The sequence below is a fragment of the Prolixibacter sp. NT017 genome (genome assembly GCF_009617875.1).
In the GTDB taxonomy this organism is placed as follows: Bacteria; Bacteroidota; Bacteroidia; order Bacteroidales; family Prolixibacteraceae; genus Prolixibacter.
This window is the reverse complement of record NZ_BLAV01000001.1, coordinates 3346912-3367266: the sequence shown is the minus strand read 5'-3', so window position 1 is coordinate 3367266 and position 20355 is coordinate 3346912. Positions and strand designations below refer to the sequence as shown.

The window sequence follows — 20355 nt, the reverse complement described above, 5'->3', positions numbered from 1 at the left end:
GTATTACCATGAATGAAGATAAAAATCAACAAAATCAGTTGAACATCGAATTGAGTGATGAAGTAGGCCAGGGAACATTTTCCAATCTGGCCATCATTACTCATTCGCCTACCGAGTTTATTGTGGATTTTATCCGGGTAATGCCGGGACTTCCCAAGGCCAAGGTTAAATCGAGGGTAATTCTTACCCCCGAGCACGCCAAAAGGCTGATGAAGGCTTTGCAGGATAATATTCAGAAGTATGAGTCGCTTCATGGGCCCATCAAGAATATCGCTGATGGTCATGAGCCGGGCATACCGATGAATTTCGGTCCCAAAGGTGAAGCATAACTGATTAATTGATACAGAATATTAAAGGTCCTTCCGATTCGGAAGGACCTTTTTTTGTTTGAACGAAAAGTGAATTTTGGTGCCACTATTTAGTTTCATTTTGAATGTTTTAATCACTAAAATTGGCCTTCGTGGGAAAATTTTTATATAAAAATGTAAAACATTAAATATCTAGATTATGAGTGGTGAATATGCGTTGGCATTTAAGCTTCTTGGAGTCGGTATGATCACTGTTTTTCTGATTCTTTTCCTCGTCGTAGTTTTTGGGAATGTAATTATCCGCTTGGTTAATAGGTATTTTCCGGAAGCTGAGAAGATCTTATCATCCAATACGGGCGAAGGAATCAGTAGAAAGAAGCTGGCAGCCATCACTGCCGCAGTGAACATGGCCACCCGGGGCAAAGGAAAAATTACCAATATCGAAAAACTTTGACTTGACTGGCGCCCCCGCCAGCCCAAGCCAATAAACCTTTAAAACAATAAAAACAACTGTGCCGATTCGGCAAAAAGAATTTAATTATGAAGCGAAAAATCAAATTTTCACTGTTGTACCGTGATATGTGGCAGTCGTCGGGGAAATATGTTCCCCGGGTGGATCAGTTGATGAAAGTAGCTCCGCATATCGTCAATATGGGATGTTTTGCACGAGTAGAGACCAACGGTGGTGGGTTTGAGCAAATCAATCTCCTTTTCGGTGAAAATCCTAATAAATCAGTCCGTGAGTGGACACAGCCTTTCAACGATGCAGGAATCCAAACCCATATGCTCGAGCGTGCCCTGAACGGCATCCGAATGAGCCCCGTCCCGGCTGATGTGCGTCGTCTGATGTTTAAGGTGAAGAAAAAACAGGGAACCGATATTGCCCGCTCATTTTGTGGATTGAATGATCCACGTAACATTAAAGATTCCATTAAATATGCCAAAGAAGGCGGAATGATCGCTCAAGCAGCACTTTCGCTTACTTACTCCGATGTTCATACGGTGGACTACTACGTCAACCTGGCGGATGATTTAATTCAGGCAGGAGCCGACGAAATCTGTCTGAAGGACATGGCAGGAGTTGGACGTCCGGCATGGTTGGGGAAAATTACTGCTGGCATCAAAGAAAAACACCCCGAAATTATAATCGAATACCACGGACATACTACACCGGGGTTCACCATGGCTTCCATTCTGGAAGTAGCTCGCGCCGGAGCAGACATTATCGACGTAGGTATGGAACCACTTTCGTGGGGAACAGGGCACGCCGACCTGCTTTCTGTTCACGAAATGTTGAAGGACGACGGCTTTGACGTGCCGGATATCAACATGACGGAATACATGAAGGTGCGCAGCCTGACACAGGATTTTATCGACGATTTTCTGGGGTATTACATTACACCTCGGAACCGCTATATTAACTCCCTGTTGATTGGTCCCGGTCTTCCCGGCGGCATGATGGGAAGTCTGATGGCTGACCTGGAAAATAACCTGGCGAGCCTGAACAAATGGAAAGCAAAACGCAACCAACCGCAACTTTCGCAAGACGATTTGCTCATCAAACTTTTCGATGAAGTGAAGTACATTTGGCCCAAACTGGGATATCCGCCATTGGTGACGCCCTTTAGTCAGTATGTGAAGAATTTAGCGCTGATGAATGTAATGCAGATGGAGAAAGGCAAAGAACGCTGGTCGATGATTGCCGATAACATCTGGGACATGATTTTAGGGTACTCCGGAAAATTGCCCGGAGAACTGGCTCCGGAACTTGCACAACTTGCCAAAGAAGCGGGCAAAGAGTTTTATACCGGACATCCTCAGGATCCGTATCCGGATGCGCTCGATTCTTTCCGCAAGGAAATGGATGAAAAAGGGTGGGATTACGGCCAGGATGACGAAGAACTGCTCGAGCTGGCGATGCATCCCGAACAATACAGAGCCTACAAATCAGGCGAAGCCAAAAAAGCGTTTAACGAAGATTTAGCGAAGCGCAAAGCGGAAGGCAGTGGAGTGAACACCAAGCCTGAATCAGCTGCACCGGCTGCTTCGGCTCCTGTCGCATCGGCCGATTTTGCGCCAACTTCCATGAATATCAATGTTGACGGAGAGAATTTCAAAGTAACCGTTTCATATGGCGATGATCAACCCGCTGCTGAAGCACCTGCTGCGCCTGCAGGAACAAGTAGTCAGCCCGCTTTGAAACCTGCCGTTGATGGAAAAGTTCGGGAGATTCTGGCTCCGCTGGAAGGGAAATTTTACTTAACGAAAGATTCCTCTGAAACGGGTATTAAGGTAGGAGATACCATTAGTGCAGGCGATTTGGTGGGATATGTCGAGGCCATGAAAACATACAATGCCATTAAAGCCGATGCAGGCGGACAGGTTGTGGAACTTGTTCAAAATAGTGGTAGTGATGTGGAAGAGGATGATGTACTGGTCCGGATTAAGTAAGGCCTGAAACCTGAATAACATGGAAATTTTAAAAAGTCTGTATCGAATGACCGCGTTCCAGGCGATCTTCGAGCACCCCGCTGTGTTGCTGATGTTGCTTATTGGCTCGGTGCTCCTGTACCTCGGAATCCGGAAAAAATACGAACCGCTACTGCTCATTCCCATTGCTTTTGGTATCATTCTGGCTAACCTTCCCGGTGGCCAGATGGGCGTTGTGCCTGGCGAAAGCATTGAGTTGGGACACGAGCACTATATGAACCTGTTCGAGATTGCCCACAAGTTTGGCATCATGAACTTTCTGTACTATGCGCTGATTAAAACCGGTTTGTTACCGCCGTTGATTTTTATGGGAGTGGGAGCGTTGACCGATTTTGGTCCGATGCTGCGTAACCTGAGGCTGGCTTTCTTTGGCGCAGCTGCACAGATTGGCATCTTCACCGTTTTTCTCGCAGCCATTTCGCTCGGTTTTACGCCTCGCGAAGCTGGTTCGCTCGGAATTATTGGAGGTGCCGACGGCCCGACGGCCATTTATACAACGATTAAACTGGCTCCGCATTTGCTGGGACCGATCGCCATTGCGGCTTATTCTTATATGTCGCTGGTGCCGGTGATTATCCCAATGGTTGTGAGAGGACTGGTCTCGAAGGATGAGTTGAAAATTAACATGAAGGAGCAGGACAAACTATTTCCGCCGAAGCATAAGATCAGAAATCTGAAGCTGGTGAAAATCCTGTTCCCGATTTCGATGATCATCGTTATTGCTATTCTGGTGCCGACAGCAACACCGCTTTTGGGTATGTTATTCTTCGGTAATTTGGTAAAGGAGATTGGAAGTACGGTGGGCCGATTGACTGATGCGGCTACCACAACCATCATGAATTCAGCCACCATTTTTCTGGGGCTGACCGTAGGCGCAACCATGACGGCTGATGTATTCCTGGAGCCGAAAACGCTGGGAATTATCGTTGGCGGTTTTCTGGCTTTCGCTATTTCCATCGGTGGAGGTATCGTGGCTGTGAAAGTGTACAATATATTTTCGAAGAAGAAAATTAATCCATTGGTGGGAGCTACCGGATTGAGCGCTGTTCCGATGGCATCACGTGTGGCGAATGAGATTGCTTTGAAGCATGATTCGGGTAATCATATTTTGCAATACTGCATGGCCAGTAATATATCGGGAGTTATCGGTTCAGCTGTTGCTGCCGGTGTATTGATGACATTCCTGACCTGATAACTGAATTAAACTGGATTTAGCCATCCTTCACATTGAGGGGTGGCTTTTTTTATTTAGTCCTGACCGTTTGACCACCCGATAAATGCTTGTAGTATCATAAAAAATCAACGAAGATAATAAAAGGTGTCAAAAATACACTTGTAATCGGATTGTAGTTTTTATATTTAAAAACAGGCTCGATGAGAAAGGCCTTCCGGTGAAAAGGTAGGGGGCTTTGTGTTATATTTGACAACAGATGATTACAAGGAAACCGACGATATGGTCACTTGGTCTGCTTTTCATTCTGCTTCTGTTTGATGGTGGAAAAATTGTGGCGGCACAGAACGTTGACTATAAATTTCAGTTTTTAACAGCCAACGATGGGTTGCCTCAAAATACCGTCGATTACATTCTGAAAGACAAGCGGGGATTTATGTGGTTCGGTACATGGAATGGACTGTGCCGATACGATGGGTACAGTTTTAAAACCTACCGGAAGGAATCAGAGCCGACTGGCTTGCCCGATAACTTTGTCCAGTCCCTCTGCGAAGATGAAAAGGGAGATATTTGGGTGGGAACCCGGAATGGCCTTGCACATTATCTTTTCAGTCATGACCAGTTTTACACGCCCCATAACATCGCATCTACTTTTAGCAATTATTCCATAAGTCACCTGGCGCTCGACCAGCAGAATCGTCTTTGGGTGGCAACGGCAAGCCACGGTGTTTGGTATATCCGCTTTTCGGCTACCGATACAACAGCGCACCAGCTGGACAATGGTTTATTGCCCAATCGTCATACCAATGAGATCAACATCTACCATGATATTGCCCTGATAGGCACGAGCGAAGGGCTGGCCGTGATCAATTTGAAAACATTGCAAGATTCCCGAAAATACAAGCAAATCAGGAATGCTGTTCAGGGAGTGAGTATCTCCAGTGTTTTCGTCGATTCGAATGATAATATTTGGCTGGGAAGCGACATTGGATTGTATGAATACGATGCTTCGGAAGATCGTGATTATTACTATTCCGACCAGGTGAACAATCCGACGGACCTGAATCACCTCAGGGTTACTGCTATCGAGGAAGACAAACTGGGCAATATTATCGTCGGAACGCTCGGCGGGTTGAATTATTTTGAGCCTGCTACTCATACATTTGCCCACTTGAGTGGAAATGCCGAGAAGAATGAGAACCTGAATAACCCCTTTGTAAACAGTATTTTAACGGATGATGAAGGCGACGTTTGGATTGGCACCGATAAGGGTGGGGTAAACTATTACAATGTTTATCAGAAGCCTTTTCATTCGATGATAAATGATCCTGCCAACCCTAACAGTTTAAGTCACAATACCATCAATTCGATATTGAAGGAAAAGAATGTGTTGTGGGTAGGAACTGCAGGAGGTGGACTGAACCGGATAACGGATAACGGAAAGAAGGTTGAACGCTTCGAGTTTGATGTAAACGATCCGGGATCGATTGGAAGTAATTTTGTCACTTCCATTTTCCGGAACAGTCGGCACCAGCTATGGATGGGAACCTGGGGAGGCGGTTTGAACCGGTTGGTCTCGTTGAGTCAAGGGAAATTTCAAACGTTCCGTCACAATGATACCAATTCACAGAGCATATGTTCCGATTTCATTTCATCGATTACCGAACTGGACCAGAACAGACTGCTGCTGGGAACACTGGGCGGATTGGATATTCTCAACCTAAACAATGACGTATTTGCCCATGTCCACGACAAGATGAACCTAACGGAACCGTTGCAGGTTGGTTGCATTCTGGTGGACCACCATAAGCGCCTTTGGATTGGCACACGAAACGGACTTTACCGGATAGATACCAGTCAGCTGGATAACATTGCTCAACTCGATTCCATCCGTTACCAGGTTTACTTTAATGAACCGGGTGACTCTCTTTCCCTTCCGGGGAATTATGTGATTTCGTTGCATGAAGCTAGGAATGGAACCATCTGGATTGGAACCTACGGCGATGGCATCTGTAAGTATATCGATGAGGGGAACGGAAAAGGGCACTTTGTTCATTTTAACGAAAAGAACGGACTTTGCAACAACGTGGCTTATGCCATTGAAGAGGATCTTCAGGGAAACCTGTGGATTAGTACCGATAAAGGGTTGTCGAAGTTCAATCCGAATACGGATGAATTCCAGAACTTTTTTGTAAAGGATGGATTGTTGAGCGACCAGTTCTATTGGTCTGCTTCCGACGCAGATGCCCAGGGCAATCTGTATTTTGGCGGCATTGCCGGATTGAATTATTTCAACGCGGCGGATATTGAATTATACCGAGAATCGACCACCCCAACTTTTACAAATTTCTCGGTGTTCAACACGCCGGTTAAGATTGGGCAAAAATACCACTCGAACATTATTCTGAAGAAGTCAATCTCGGAAACAAAACAGGTGGAGCTGTCATACAAAGACGCGGTCTTCTCCATTGAGTTTTCCGCGCTCGATTATTTCCTTCCTGAAAAGATAAAATATGCCTACAAAATGGAAGGTGTCGATCAGGATTGGGTGGAGGTGCCGGCTACCCGTCGGTTTGCGAACTACACCAATTTGTCGGGAGGTGTTTACACGTTCAAGGTCAAGGCAACCAATAGCGATGGCATTTGGTCCGATAAACCGGCAGAACTGAAAATCATCGTTCATCCTCCTTTTTACGATACGGCCTGGTTCCGAGTGTTGTTCATTGTATTTGTGATTTTCATGGTGATGGCGTACATACGCTATCGCACCCGTTTCCTCAAAGAACAAAAGCGGAAACTCGAGCTTCAGGTGAAAGAGCGGACCGAGAAAATTGAGGAACAGAAAGAAACCCTTCGTCATCAGGCGGACAACCTGCGACATATTAATCAGGAATTGGGTGAACGGCAGAAACTGATTGAGGGACAGAAGCAGGCACTGGAAAAACAGAACAAAAAAATCGGGCAACAGCGTGACGAATTGATCGCGTTGAACGAGAAGGTGAAACTGGTCAATCAGCTCCGGCTACGTTTTTTTACCAATATATCGCACGAATTCAGAACGCCGTTGACTTTAATAATCGATCCAGTTGAGGAGTTGATGAAGACCCTGAAAGGGGATAAGAAAACGTTGCATACCCTGAAAATTGTTAACCGGAATGCCCAACGCTTGCTGCATCTCATCAATCAGCTTATCTATTTCCGGCGAATAGAGTCGGGTAAGATGGATCTCCGGGTAAGTAAGGGAAATCTACACGAATTTTTATTCCAGATATTTGAGTCTTTCCAGGATTTGGCCCAGCATCAGCAAGTGGATTATGTGTTCGATGCTAAAAAGGCTCCCGCAGAGACCTGGTTCGATGGAGAAAAGCTGGAGAACATTTTGTACAATCTGCTTTCGAATGCCTTTAAAAACACTCCGCCCAAAGGAAACATCAAAATGCAGGTCAGTTTTGTGCAGGAAAAAACGACCGGTGATTTTCCGGTTCCGTATGTTAGTATCAAGGTGATTGATACGGGAAAAGGAATTGACAAAGAGCACCTACCATATATCTTTGAACGTTTTTATAAAGTTGGCGAAGAGAAAGATGCCAATCTGAAAAGTTCCGGAATCGGGTTGGCATTGACGTTCGAATTGGTCCAGGCCCTTCACGGCGAAATTAAAGTGGAAAGCGAAAAAGGAAAAGGAACCAGTTTCGAAGTATTATTACCCTACACGGAAGATCGGTTTGAGGAGAAGGAGCTGGATCAAACAGCTGTTCCGATGGAGGTGAATTTGCAGGGAAAAGTGGATGTACTGGCTCAGAACATAAACTATGATGCTGTTGAGGAAGAAACGGACGAGGCGGAGGAAGATGAAGAAGCCAAATCGAAGCCATTGGTTCTGATTGTGGAAGACAATTTTGATTTGCGCACGTTCCTTACTCAAACGTTGAGAAATGAATATCGGGTCATCGGAGCCGGAAACGGAGAAGAAGGGTTCGCACTGGCAAAAAAATATTCGCCGGAATTAATCATCAGTGATGTTATGATGCCGGTTATGGATGGTATCGAGTTGTGCAGTCGTTTGAAAAAGGAAATTCAAACGAGTCACATTCCGGTGATATTGTTGACGGCTAAGACAATGGTTGAAAACCTGGTTGAAGGCTTGGAGACCGGAGCAGATGATTACATACCAAAACCTTTTAATCTGCAGGTTTTACAGGCCCGAATGAAAAACCTGATAGAAGGTCGCAGGAAACTGAAGAAAATGTTCGGTATAACGTATGAAGCTACCGTGACTGAAATAGCCAGCAATCCATTAGATAAAGAATTCCTGAACAGGGCTTACGATGTTTTAGAAAAGAAGTATACCGAGCCGGAGTTTTCAGCAGCACAGTTTGCCGGCGAAATGTTCGTTAGTCGAAGTCTGTTGTACAAAAAACTCAAGGCGCTGACCGATCAGAATATTACCGATTTCATCAATTCCTACAAACTGAAAAAAGCGGTGGAAATGATGCGGCAAAGTAACGAACCGATCTCAGATATTGCTTTTCGGGTTGGATTTAACGATCCCAAATACTTCAGCCGCATCTTTCGAAAATTCTATGGGATGAGTCCCTCAGAATTTCAAGCCAAAAAATAAGTGTTTGATTTACATATTGTTTGTGTTTGTTCGTTTAGAAGTGTACGAATGAATTCCTGTTTTGTCCACTTCAAATATCCTTTCGTCCTCATTAAGCACACTTCCTTAATCTATTTTTACCCTACTTAATTAAACGATTCAAACCAATCCTATGATGAAACTGAAAGCTGTTGTTACGCACCTGCTTTTTGCTTCTGCAGGTCTGCTATTTCGGCTACAGGCATGTCCGCTTGTGGCACAACCAATCCCAATAAGAACATACATTGATCGTCAGATCGGCAGTAACTCCCTTAAGAGACTGTCTGGAATATGAATCTGTTGATTGAGCATGATTGAATGCCGCAGACCGAACCATCGCCAATGATGGAGCTGGTAATTCCATCAACTCATCCATGCAAATGAGAAAAGGCAGTACGACCAACTGTCTGCTGACGTTGACGGTTGGAAAATTCGCTATTTCAGGAAACTAAATCATCGTGTTGGTTACGACACAAACGAACCGATATAAATATAAAACAGGATGAATTCAATCAAATTTAAATCTATGAAAACAACTAAACTGATGAGGTGCGTTTTGTTCGTATCAGTTTTGGCAGCATTTGGCTTTGCCGGGTGCCAGAAGTTGGATACTTATTCAATTGGTGCCCCCGCCGACCTGCAGAGCAGGATCGACTCAATTGCAGCTGCAAAAGCAAGTATGGATACAGGTGACACGACTTACCTTACTATCACTACAGCGATAGTAGGAGCTGAAGACAACAGTTCCGCATGGCATACTGCATTCTCTGATTACTTTACCGTTCCGGCAAACAAGCTCTTGCATTTGGAGTTTGTTAATCACGGTTCCGAGGCAAACAACTGGAACAACTGGAACCTATGTGTTGCCAATTTAGCAGCTCATAGTACTGATGACAACGCAGACTACTCAGAATACTTTGTTCTCCGTTCTGATGCCTATGGCTGGGGTAACAGTGATTTCGACTTAAACATGATTTCCCAGAACTATCCCGATACCAACGGTAACGGCGATATTTGGGACGACTTCCGCCAAACGATGGACGGTGCTACTGTTTCAATCGATATTGATCACTCGGTTACCGGCAATGCATTCGTAACGGCTACTGCCGTTGGAACAAATGGTACAACGCTGGTCGAAACCTATCAACAACCGGTTTCTGCCACTGATGATATCGTGGCTTACTTAATCTGCGATAACAGCCATTTCCTCATTAGAAAGGCATACTTGTTACCTTCTAAAATAACGACAGTAGAAGACGTTAATCCGGACTCTCTTGTTGTTAAAGGAACTCCTGCATTTACTGAATTGGGCAATACAGACATCTGGGGCAACGCAACAGCAACGGTTTATTTTGCTGACGGATCTTCTACCGAAGTTGATACGACAGATTTAACATTCAACGTCATTCCTGATCTGACTACGCTTGGTCAAAAGACGGTTATTGTGTCTTATAACAAAACCAAACAAGGTGCATATACCCAGGCTGTATCAACCTACTACAATATAGAGGTGAAAATGCCTGTTGCAAGTCTGGCGGTTACTACCCAGCCAAACATATCCACATACTATTACTTCAACAGCGACTCCATCATATTCAATACGCAAGGTCTTGAAGTAACAGGTACATATTCAGATAATACAACAGGTGTTATACCAAACTCATCTCTTCATTTTAGTAAGATACCAGCTGCCGACGGTTCTCAGTCCGCTGTCATATCTTATTATGGTGCAACCGACACAGTTACTACAACTTGCCCGTTGACTCTTGTAAAAGGTCTAAGTCAAATCGGTGCTACTGACTTCTCGACACCATGGCCAACTTACGGGGATACCGCAGTCGTCGCATCAGGTTCGAGTAAAACATATACAATGTATTGTTACTCCGACAATGCTTCAAATTGGCACAGCCCTAGCGTGACTCTTGGTAAAGCTGGCAATTTGAATACTGACACTAATGCTGCTGATGCTACTAATGCTGTGGTTCGCATGGACAACTTTGGATGGGGCCAAGCCGGCTGGGATACCAATCTTGTTAAGACCTCGGACTGGAATTGGGACATTTTTGCATCAAGCATAAGTGGCTCTAAGGTAGTCATCACGGTTACAAACAATGGTGACAATACAGCTGATGTACTTTATAATGTTACTTACGCTACGGGCGAAACGCATTTCCAAAAGTATGCAGGTATTACAGTCGACAGTGCTGATTTGAGCTGCGCACTCGTAACAGAGGGGGATTACCTTGTAATTGTTCAATAATCAATAAGATAACAATACTTATACTATGAAATATTTATTTTTAATACTGGCGGGATTGCTTGCGCTCGCACCGGCAACCTATGCAGATGGTAACGGCAATGCCGGCCAGATGTCAATGACTCAGCCAGACAATATAACAGTAAAAGGTAAAATTGTTGACGAAAAAGGACAACCTATTCCCGGTGCTACTATTGCCGTAAAGGGCACTACCCAGGGTACGGTTACCGATATTGATGGCAACTTCTCTCTTCCTGTCTCTTCAGATGCTACGCTACAAATATCTTTTATCGGATACAAAAGTATGGACGTAGCCGTTGGAGGAAAAACGGAACTCGGTAACATCACATTGGTTTCGGATTTACAAAAACTCGACCAAGTGGTGGTAATCGGTTACGGTACACAGAAAAAGGTTGACCTCACCGGTTCAGTTGCCGTTGTCAACACTGACGAGATGAAGAAGACATCCCACTCAAACATCTCAACCATGCTCGAAGGTAAAGTTGCCGGTGTTCAAATTACATCCGACGGACAACCGGGAGCTGATCCTACCGTACGTATTCGTGGTGTAGGTTCGTTCGGTAGCACGGCACCGCTTTACGTGGTCGATGGGGTACCGATGGGAACATCCATCCGTGATTTCTCGCCGAACGACATCGCAAGTGTTCAGGTACTGAAGGATGCTTCTGCTGCCGCAATTTACGGTTCGCGTGCTGCCAACGGCGTGGTTATCATCACCACAAAGCAAGGTAAGAAGAACCAGCCCATGAAGATAGACTACAGCGGCTACTATGGATTTGACCAGGTGCAGAAAGGTGTGTATGATGTGATGAATGCCAAACAATATGGCCAATATGTCACCATGGCATATAATAACAGCGGTATGGATGTGCCTGCAGGATACGATCCTACAAGTCCAAAATCTTTGTATAACGCCGATGGTACGCCAAAAGTGAACACTGATTGGTTCGATGCGGCGTTTAAAACAGGTATTCGTCAGGATCACAACGTTAACCTCTCGGGAGGTGGCGAAAACAATACGTATAATATTGCACTCGACTACTATGGTCAGCAAGGAACCATGGAAGGTGCAGGTCCTAACTTCAACCGTTATACGGCCCGTATCAACAATACCATGGATACGAAGTTTGTCAAAATCCAAACGCACGTAGTATATAGCCACAGCGATCAGGATAATATGGCGCTCAGCAATGCTAACGAGTATGTGCAAGGGTTATATGGTGCACAATATCCTGTGATGGCTTCGGTGTTGCTTTTGCCTCCAACCATCAAGGCTTATGATCCATCTACCTGGGTTCTTGATGACAAACTTCCCGCTGCAACAGAATACCATTACGATTCTTACGGTTATGGTACTTACTACGATGACGTTCATGGAGACCTGCGTGTAACGAACGTTCTGCTCGAAAATAATCTGCTAAAGAGGAACACAAAAGTTGATCGCATTGTGGCTTCAGGGTCAGCCAATGTTGACCTGATCAACATGATTGGCCTCCAGAGCAGCAACCACAAGTTAAATTACAACCTGAACCTGTCGTATAGCAAAACCATTGCCAAGGATTTGACATTTGTGCCTGCATTTATACAGAGTACAACAAACTATCTGGCAAAGAGTAACGAAAATCTGTCAGAGGGTTATCGTAACTATAGTGATGCACTGATCGAAAACACGGTGACTTACGATGGTAAATTCGGCCGCAATCACGTCAATGTAGTTGTGGGTCAAACATTCGAGCACGAGCTTTTTCACACGCTCACAGGCAAAGGTGTTAACTTGCCGGAACCGTACTTCCTGCAAGTAAACAATGCGGCTACGACGTCATCAACCAGTCATGAGACAGAACACGTATTGGCATCGTATATCGGTCGTATCAACTACAATTTCGATCAGAAATACCTTCTTTCGGTAACAGCACGTCGTGATGGTTCAAGTCGTCTTTCTGCAACGGACCGTTGGGGTTGGTTCCCATCTGTATCGGGAGGTTGGCGTATTGAGCGTGAAAACTTCTTCCCTGTACCCAAATCGATTATCAACCTACTTAAGGTTCGCGGTAGCTATGGTGAACTTGGTAATGAGAACATCGGTGAATACCAATACATGGATGTGATGTCGAGAGGTAACTACACCTATAGTTTTGGTAATAATAAGGTTACCGGATCAGCAATCTCGAACTATGTAAACACAGCCATCCATTGGGAAAAGAAGAAAACTGTTGACGTTGGCCTCGACCTCGGTATGTTCAACAATAAGTTGGAGTTTACTTTCGACTGGTACAAGGCAACATCAGAAGACCTTCTTTACAGTGTAGCGGTACCTAGCAGTGCAGGTGCTACCAACACCACAGTAACGATGAATGCTGCAACGATGGTCAATTCAGGTCTTGAGTTCCTGCTGGCTTATCACAACCATCAACATGCTGTTAAGTATGACATTTCTGCAAACGTATCTACCCTCAAGAACGAGGTAACAAAGTTGGGTGTTTCTGACGAACCTCGTACCGATGGCTACTGCCGCACAGAGGTAGGTCGTGAAGTAGGCTCATTCTATGGTTACGTTTCTCAGGGTATATATCAGTCGCAGGACCAGATAGATAATCGTGTTAACTCGAAAGGTGACCACGTCAATCAGAACGGAGCACAACCGGGTGATATTGCGTATGCCGACCTCAACAACGATGGTGAAATTACCGCCGATGACCAAACATTCCTGGGAAGTGGCTTACCTAAGGTTAATTACGGTCTGAATGCACGTGTTGCATGGAAAGGTTTTGACCTGAGTGTATCGACATTCGGAGCTTTGAAATTCAAAGCAGTAGATTTTGTTGACCTCACATTGCACAGTTCCTATGGCGCACTCAATAAGAGCGTTGATCTGTTGAATGCCTGGACACCGGATAACACAAACACCAATGTGCCTCGCGTCGCATACAAATCGACGGGATCAATCACCAACGATATGTTCAGTCAGCGTTTCATTCAAGACGCATCCTATCTGAAGATTGGCAACGTTCAGTTGGGATATAACCTTCCTGACAGATGGTTCGGAGGTTATGTTAACGGCGTTCGCGTGTACGTATCGGGTCAGAATTTGGCCACACTGTCTAAATACAAAGGTTACAACGTAGACTTCGCAGGAGGTACATTCACTCCTGGTTACAACTATGCTTCGTATCCAACACCACGAACCATAATGGCCGGAGTACACTTCTCATTCTAAAAATGTAATCTAAATAAATAGGATATCGATATGAAAAGATTAACTATAATACTAGCAACGTTGGCGCTTATTGTAGGTATGTCATCCTGCAATGACAAACTCAATGTTGTGAACCCGAACAATCAGACAACCTACGATTTTGGTAATACAGAATCAGATCTTCAGGAGGCCATCATCGCGTGCTACAACCGTATTCGCCTCGAAGGTACATTTGCCCGCGTTGGCTATACTTTGGATGCTGTACGTGGAGACGAAGTCTGGAACTCATCTCAACAGTGGTATTTGGCGTACGATAACCTCAATGCAACGGCTACGGACGAGATCGGTAACTTGTGGCCATGGCGTGACAACTACCACGTAGTCAACCGCACCAACTTTGTTTTGTCGAAAGTCGATAATGTTGACATGTCCCAGGATGCTTATAATCAAATAAAAGGACAGGCACTCTTCCTCCGGTCGTTGGCATATTATGAACTGGCTACCTATTACCAGACGGTTCCATTGATTACAGACTATGCTTCATATTCTGACATCAATACCATGTATGCCTCCAACAATACGCAAGACGAGGTGTTTGACCAGATCGAGACTGACCTCAAAACGGCCATGGAAATCTTGCCTTCACGGGATGATGGTGGCGAATGGGCCAAAGGTCGTGCGACTTGCGGTTCTGCTGCCGGATATTTGGCTCGTGTACTGATGTTCCGTCATAAATATGCTGAGGCTTATACGGTGTTGAAAGACATCATCGCCGGTAAGTACGGAAGTTATCACCTGATGGCCGACTATGGTGACAACTTCAGAGAAGGTCCGGCATACGAAAATAATGCAGAGAGCCTCTTCGAAGTTCAATATATGGACTATGGTACAGGCGGTACCGACGAAGAGTGGACTCCGGTAAATATTAGCTCGGAAGCAACTCAGGGGAATGCTGTAGAAAGTAACTATGCTTCTCAGGTATTCGGTAGCTGGGGTGACCTGGCCGGCTCACCCTGGTTGTATAACCTGTTCAAAAAAGAGAAATGTACCGATGGTCGTCTCGATCCTCGTTTATACTGGACTTTGGTTACATACGAAGATGAATACAACAGCGATACCGGTGTGAAAACTGCCGCTTATCCTAATGGAGATCCTCGTACCAACACTGTTTATCAAACAGACATCACCGAAACTCCGGTATCGAACACTGCTCAGGGAGGTATATCAATCGCTAAGTGGACCTATGCAAGAGCCAACATTATCAGTTCTGTTACTACCGGTTTGCATAATGGTATCAACTTGCGCCTGATGCGTTACAGCGATGTTTTACTGCGTGCAGCAGAATGCGAAAATGAAATCAATGGCCCAACTCAAACGGCTATCGATTACATTAACCAGGTACGGGAACGCGTTGCTCTTCCTGATCTTCAACTTGCGGACTTCCCGACTGCTGATGCTCTTTTCGAGCAAATAGCCAACGTTGAGCGTCCTAAAGAATTTGGTTGTGAAAACGGACGTGGTATCGACTTGCTTCGTTGGGGATTTTTCTACGATGCTGGTCGGATGAATCAGTTGATTCAACACGGTTATTATAAGCTCGATGGCACAGCCAATACTGATGAGCTTACCGCTGAAACCGCCAGCGCTTCATCGTTCCAATATTACAACAAGGGACATGAATATTTCCCAATTTATCAATCTACTCTTGATGCCAACCCGAACCTTGTAGGTAACTCGGCAAACAAGAACGAAGATAATGGACCTGCTTTCTTAGCAAAATGGAGCGTTCATCCAGTTGTAAAGTAGGAATCATACTCTAAAATTAGAGACTTCCTTATCGACGTATTTTTTGTCGATAAGGGAGTTTCTAACATAAATTCATGATCCGTGAAACTAAAGTATTTACTCATTTTATCTGTCAGCATAATTGCCGTGTCACTTGCAGGGTGTACAAAAGACGAAATAGCACCTACAGGCATCAAAACGAAGGAGCCTGGCACGACGACAGATTACACCGCACCAACTTACGGGGACGACTATTCTGCGATAGCTTCGTGGAGTGACCGTTCTCAATGGAACCTGGCAAATGTGCACGACCCGAGTGTGGTTTTCGATGGAACATACTATTACATGTATTCCACCGATGCATCGTACGGTAACGCGCATGTAGGTCATGGTCACTTTCTGGCACGTCGTTCCAAAGATTTGGTCCATTGGGATTTTATTGGAATGGCTATGTCGACCGAGCCGGCCTGGGTGAAAGACACCCTGAACAATATGCGGGCGCGTGTTGGCCTGAGTCCCATCGATTCGCCCAGGTATGGATTCTGGGCGCCGGTTATTCGCAAAGTTGGTAACAAGTACCGCATGTACTACAGTGTTGTGGTCGATAACTATATTAAAACAGGTAAAGTAAATACTGCAGATAATTTTGACGGTTCCTGGACTGAAAAGGCTTTTATAGGCATGATGGAAACATCGGATTTGTCAAGTAACCAGTGGGTAGATCACGGAATGGTTGTCTGTTCTGTATCGGACAGAGGTACAGATTGGTCGCGAAGCAGTTTGAACGACTGGAGCGCTTACTTTAAATACAATGCCATTGATCCGAGCATGATTGTGACACCGGAAGGTGAAAACTGGTTGATTTACGGCTCCTGGCATAGTGGTATTGTTGCCATTCAATTAAACCCTGATACTGGTCTTCCTTTACACAAATTCGATATCAACGATGAATCAACCTGGGGTACCCAAATATACACCCGCACAAATGGTTCAAGATGGCAAGCCTCAGAGGGGCCGGAAATCATGTATAATGCTGAAACCGGCTATTACTATTTGTTCCTGGCTTACGATGAATTGTCGGTGGCATATAACACCAGAGTCTGCCGGGCCAGAAGTATTACAGGACCTTATTATTCCTATGACGGGTCGACAGCCAGCGGAAGCGATTGCTTCCCGATAATTACACATCCTTATAAATTTAATAATCACTCCGGTTGGGTCGGATTTTCGCATTGCTGTGTATTTAAAGACGAAACCAACAATCAATGGTATTATTGTTCGCAGGCCCGACTTCCCGCAAATACCAATGGCAATGCATACAGCAACGCTATCATGATGGGGCATGTCCGGAAAATTGAATGGACAGAGGATGGCTGGCCGGCTGTATTACCCGAGCGTTACGCGGCAGTTCCACAGGATGCTATTGCGGAAAGCGACCTGACTGGTAGCTGGGAGGTTATCACCTTAAATTACCATTACAAAAAGCAGCAAACCTCATCAGCCATGACGTTGAGCTCGGATCACAAAGCAACCGGTGCGGTAACCGGAACATGGTCGTATAATTCAACTACAGGAATTCTGACTGTTGGCTCCTTGAAATTGAACGTTGTTCGTGAGCTCGATTGGGAGGCATCACCACGTGTTCCAACCATTGTGTTCACAGGCTTAAACGGAAGTGGGCGGTCTGTCTGGGGAAAGAAAAGTCAATCATAAAACCAAAGTATGAAGCCAATGCTGAAAATATTGAAAAGTGGGCTGTTCACTGCAGCCTTTGTACTTATTTTCGGGCCGCTTCTGGCTCAAAATACCATTGTGCACGATCCGGTAATGATTCGTGAAAACAATACCTTCTATATCTTTTGCACCGGATGGGGGATAACGGTTTATTCTTCAACCGATATGAAGAACTGGAAGAAGGAAGATCCGGTTTTTGCCAAAGCACCCGAGTGGGCTGTGAAGGCTGTCCCCGGTTTTAAAGGTCATATCTGGGCTCCGGATATTTCATTCTATAATGGTCAGTATTACCTGTATTATTCGGTGTCATCATTTGGCAAAAACACATCGTGCATTGGGCTGGCAACCAATAAGACATTGGATCCGACCGATCCGGAATTCAAATGGGTGGATCACGGGAAAGTGATTCAGTCCTATCCAGGGAAAACAAACTGGAATGCGATTGATCCCAACATGGCGCTCGATAGTCATGGGCAACCTTACCTGGTTTTCGGTTCGTTCTGGGACGGAATAAAACTGGTGAAGCTGAGTAAAGATGCCATGTCAGTTGATGACGACCTGGCGAATATTCCGACCATTGCTTCGCGAAAAACAGACCCGAATGCTCCGAATCCACCTGCTGTTGACGATAATCCGAAAGACGCAGGAGGCAATGCCATTGAAGCTCCTTTCATATTCAAACGGGATGGATATTACTACTTGTTTGCGTCCATCGATTATTGCTGCAAAGGAGTGAACAGTACTTACAAAATGATTGTAGGGCGAGCGAAGAAATTAACCGGGCCATATGTCGATGAAAGTGGAAAGCCGATGGCCAGAGGTGGAGGCAGTATTGTGCTGGCAGGAAATCAGCGCTGGCATGGTGTAGGCCATAATGCAGTAGTGCATTTCGATAGAGTCGATTACCTGGTTTTTCATGGGTATGATGGTAATGACGGAGGAAGGCCTAAACTGCTCATCCGGAAAATTACCTGGAGCGATAAAGGCTGGCCCGAAGTGAAACTTTGAAAATAAACGTGTTTCTAACGATAGATTAAGAAGAGATGATGAAGATTTTGAAGACGAGAAAGCCGTTGCTCATCGCAGCGACAGCCATGGCATTTTGGGCCGGAACGCAAGTCCTTTCGGCACAAAACGCCCGAATAAAAATCGATATCGATCGGACGATCGGTAAAGTTAATAAGAACATCTACGGAAGTTTTGTCGAACATCTTGGACGTTGTGTTTACGGAGGTATTTACGATCCGGGATCACCACTTTCCGATAAAGATGGTTTCCGTAATGATGTGAAGCAGGCAGTGAAAGATTTGAACGTTTCACTTGTGCGTTATCCGGGGGGTAACTTTGTTTCAAACTATCACTGGCTCGATGGAGTCGGTCCGAAAGACCAACGGCCAACACGTCTTGAATTGGCCTGGGGACGCCTGGAAAACAACCAGGTTGGAACCGATGAATTCATGAAGTATACCAAGGAAATTGGCAGCCAGCCTTATTTTTCGGTGAATATGGGAACAGGTACCATAGAGGAAGCACAACGATGGGTGGAATACTGCAATGTCGATAGCGGTCCCTATTATGCTGAACTTCGCAAAAAGTACGGTCACGAAAAGCCCTACGATATCAAATACTGGAGTTTGGGTAATGAAATGGATGGTTTCTGGCAAATGGGGCACCTGAATGCCGAGGATTACAGTAAAAAAGCACGGGAAGCGGCCAAGCTAATGAAGTTAACTTCGCCGGATATCAAACTGGTAGCAGCGGGTTCATCAAACTATCGTCCTAACGCCGATCCGAATGCCTGGAACGCGACCATTCTCCACGAATTACGTGACGTGGTTGATTATATAGCATTGCATATCTATGTGGGTAATCCTGAGAACAACTATTACGATTTCATGTCCACACCGCTGGTTTGTGAGCAGCGCACCAAGATTGTGAAAGGAATGATTGCCCGTGAAATGGAAAAAGCTGACCGTGGCGATCGCGGGCCAATTCACATTGCATGGGACGAGTACAATGTATGGTACCGTGCCCGCGCCGGTGCATCGATGCATGGAACCCGCGCTCTTGAAGAGCATTACAACCTGGAAGACGCGTTGGTAATTGCCCAGTTCCTGAATGTGTTCGTGCGGAACGCCGATGTGGTGAAGATGGCGAATCTGGCTCAGCTGGTGAATGTGATTGCACCGATTTTTACTTCTGAGAAAGGAATGTTCAAGCAAACCATTTACTACCCGTTCCAGTTGTTCTCCAATAATGTGAAAGGTACCTCGCTCGATACCTATGTTGACTGCGATACCTACAGCACCAAAGAGTTCCCGATTGGTTTAGGGGAATCGAAAACCATTCAGAAGGATGTTCCTTATCTCGATGTGTCGACTACCTACGATAACGGAGAAGTAACGATTTGTGTCGTTAACCGGAATAAGGACAAAGCCATCCCGACCGATTTAATCTCGGAAGAAGGCAAATTCGATGGTAATTTCGAGGTTTACGAAGTAAACGGCCCGAATGTAAAATCGGAAAATGATTTCGGTAAGACAACCGTGCAAACCGAGAAAAAACCCGATATCAAAGTGAGAAATGCAGAGAAGTTTACCTACTCTTTTGCACCGCACTCTTTCACTATGCTCAAAGGTCATATCAAAAAATGACGAATTAGTTTTAGTACATTTGGATAGCGATTGATTGAAAGTAAAAGGTGGGATTTGGTTCTAAATCCCACCTTTTCTATTTTAGCTTCCGTTAAACAAA

At 45.1% G+C, this 20355-nt stretch carries 12 protein-coding genes; all 12 read left to right on the top strand.

Annotated elements, in window-relative coordinates:
* The first annotated feature begins 8 nt into the window (after nt 1–8).
* The 12 genes from GJU87_RS13950 (at nt 9) to GJU87_RS13895 (ending at nt 20255) form a co-directional block, all read left to right on the top strand.
* Entirely contained in the window at nt 9–329 is a 321-nt protein-coding gene (locus GJU87_RS13950; RefSeq protein WP_153640076.1) for a DUF3467 domain-containing protein, read from the top strand.
* Between the two features lie 178 nt (nt 330–507).
* Nucleotides 508–762 carry an OadG family protein gene (locus GJU87_RS13945; RefSeq protein ID WP_153640075.1) on the top strand — a complete coding sequence of 85 codons (255 nt, stop codon included), beginning with the start codon at nt 508–510 and terminating at the stop codon, nt 760–762.
* An 86-nt stretch (nt 763–848) separates the two neighbouring features.
* The gene (locus GJU87_RS13940; protein ID WP_153640074.1) at nt 849–2759 is read left to right on the top strand and encodes a biotin/lipoyl-containing protein; all 1911 of its coding nucleotides are present in this window, start codon (nt 849–851) and stop codon (nt 2757–2759) included.
* Nucleotides 2760–2778: 19 nt separating this feature from the next.
* Nucleotides 2779–3990, top strand: a complete 1212-nt coding sequence (locus tag GJU87_RS13935) for a sodium ion-translocating decarboxylase subunit beta (RefSeq protein WP_153640073.1) — start codon at nt 2779–2781, stop codon at nt 3988–3990.
* A 238-nt stretch (nt 3991–4228) separates the two neighbouring features.
* Nucleotides 4229–8590: a hybrid sensor histidine kinase/response regulator transcription factor gene (locus GJU87_RS13930; protein ID WP_153640072.1), complete on the top strand. Its 4362-nt coding sequence runs from the start codon at nt 4229–4231 to the stop codon at nt 8588–8590.
* Between the two features lie 332 nt (nt 8591–8922).
* Nucleotides 8923–9060, top strand: coding sequence for a hypothetical protein (locus GJU87_RS13925; protein ID WP_153640071.1), 138 nt, complete (start codon nt 8923–8925; stop codon nt 9058–9060).
* A 74-nt stretch (nt 9061–9134) separates the two neighbouring features.
* On the top strand, nt 9135–10868 hold the full coding sequence (locus GJU87_RS13920) for a hypothetical protein (protein WP_153640070.1): 1734 nt from the start codon (nt 9135–9137) through the stop codon (nt 10866–10868).
* A gap of 25 nt (nt 10869–10893) precedes the next feature.
* A complete protein-coding gene (locus GJU87_RS13915) occupies nt 10894–14103 on the top strand; it encodes a TonB-dependent receptor (protein WP_153640069.1) in 3210 nt (1069 codons plus the stop codon).
* 30 nt (nt 14104–14133) lie between these two features.
* The gene (locus GJU87_RS13910) at nt 14134–15888 is read left to right on the top strand and encodes a RagB/SusD family nutrient uptake outer membrane protein (RefSeq protein ID WP_153640068.1); all 1755 of its coding nucleotides are present in this window, start codon (nt 14134–14136) and stop codon (nt 15886–15888) included.
* An 81-nt stretch (nt 15889–15969) separates the two neighbouring features.
* A complete protein-coding gene (locus GJU87_RS13905; protein WP_153640067.1) occupies nt 15970–17580 on the top strand; it encodes an arabinan endo-1,5-alpha-L-arabinosidase in 1611 nt (536 codons plus the stop codon).
* 9 nt (nt 17581–17589) lie between these two features.
* Entirely contained in the window at nt 17590–18609 is a 1020-nt protein-coding gene (locus GJU87_RS13900) for an arabinan endo-1,5-alpha-L-arabinosidase (protein WP_153640066.1), read from the top strand.
* Between the two features lie 35 nt (nt 18610–18644).
* Nucleotides 18645–20255, top strand: coding sequence for an alpha-N-arabinofuranosidase (locus GJU87_RS13895; protein ID WP_228491998.1), 1611 nt, complete (start codon nt 18645–18647; stop codon nt 20253–20255).
* The last annotated feature ends 100 nt before the right edge of the window (nt 20256–20355 follow it).

Coding starts and splice junctions, on each gene's coding strand:
- GJU87_RS13950 (WP_153640076.1), top strand. CDS start 9: ATGAATGAAGATAAAAATCAACAAAATCAGTTGAACATCGAATTGAGT.
- GJU87_RS13895 (WP_228491998.1), top strand. CDS start 18,645: ATGATGAAGATTTTGAAGACGAGAAAGCCGTTGCTCATCGCAGCGACA.
- GJU87_RS13920 (WP_153640070.1), top strand. CDS start 9,135: ATGAAAACAACTAAACTGATGAGGTGCGTTTTGTTCGTATCAGTTTTG.
- GJU87_RS13910 (WP_153640068.1), top strand. CDS start 14,134: ATGAAAAGATTAACTATAATACTAGCAACGTTGGCGCTTATTGTAGGT.
- GJU87_RS13915 (WP_153640069.1), top strand. CDS start 10,894: ATGAAATATTTATTTTTAATACTGGCGGGATTGCTTGCGCTCGCACCG.
- GJU87_RS13935 (WP_153640073.1), top strand. CDS start 2,779: ATGGAAATTTTAAAAAGTCTGTATCGAATGACCGCGTTCCAGGCGATC.
- GJU87_RS13945 (WP_153640075.1), top strand. CDS start 508: ATGAGTGGTGAATATGCGTTGGCATTTAAGCTTCTTGGAGTCGGTATG.
- GJU87_RS13940 (WP_153640074.1), top strand. CDS start 849: ATGAAGCGAAAAATCAAATTTTCACTGTTGTACCGTGATATGTGGCAG.
- GJU87_RS13900 (WP_153640066.1), top strand. CDS start 17,590: ATGAAGCCAATGCTGAAAATATTGAAAAGTGGGCTGTTCACTGCAGCC.
- GJU87_RS13930 (WP_153640072.1), top strand. CDS start 4,229: ATGATTACAAGGAAACCGACGATATGGTCACTTGGTCTGCTTTTCATT.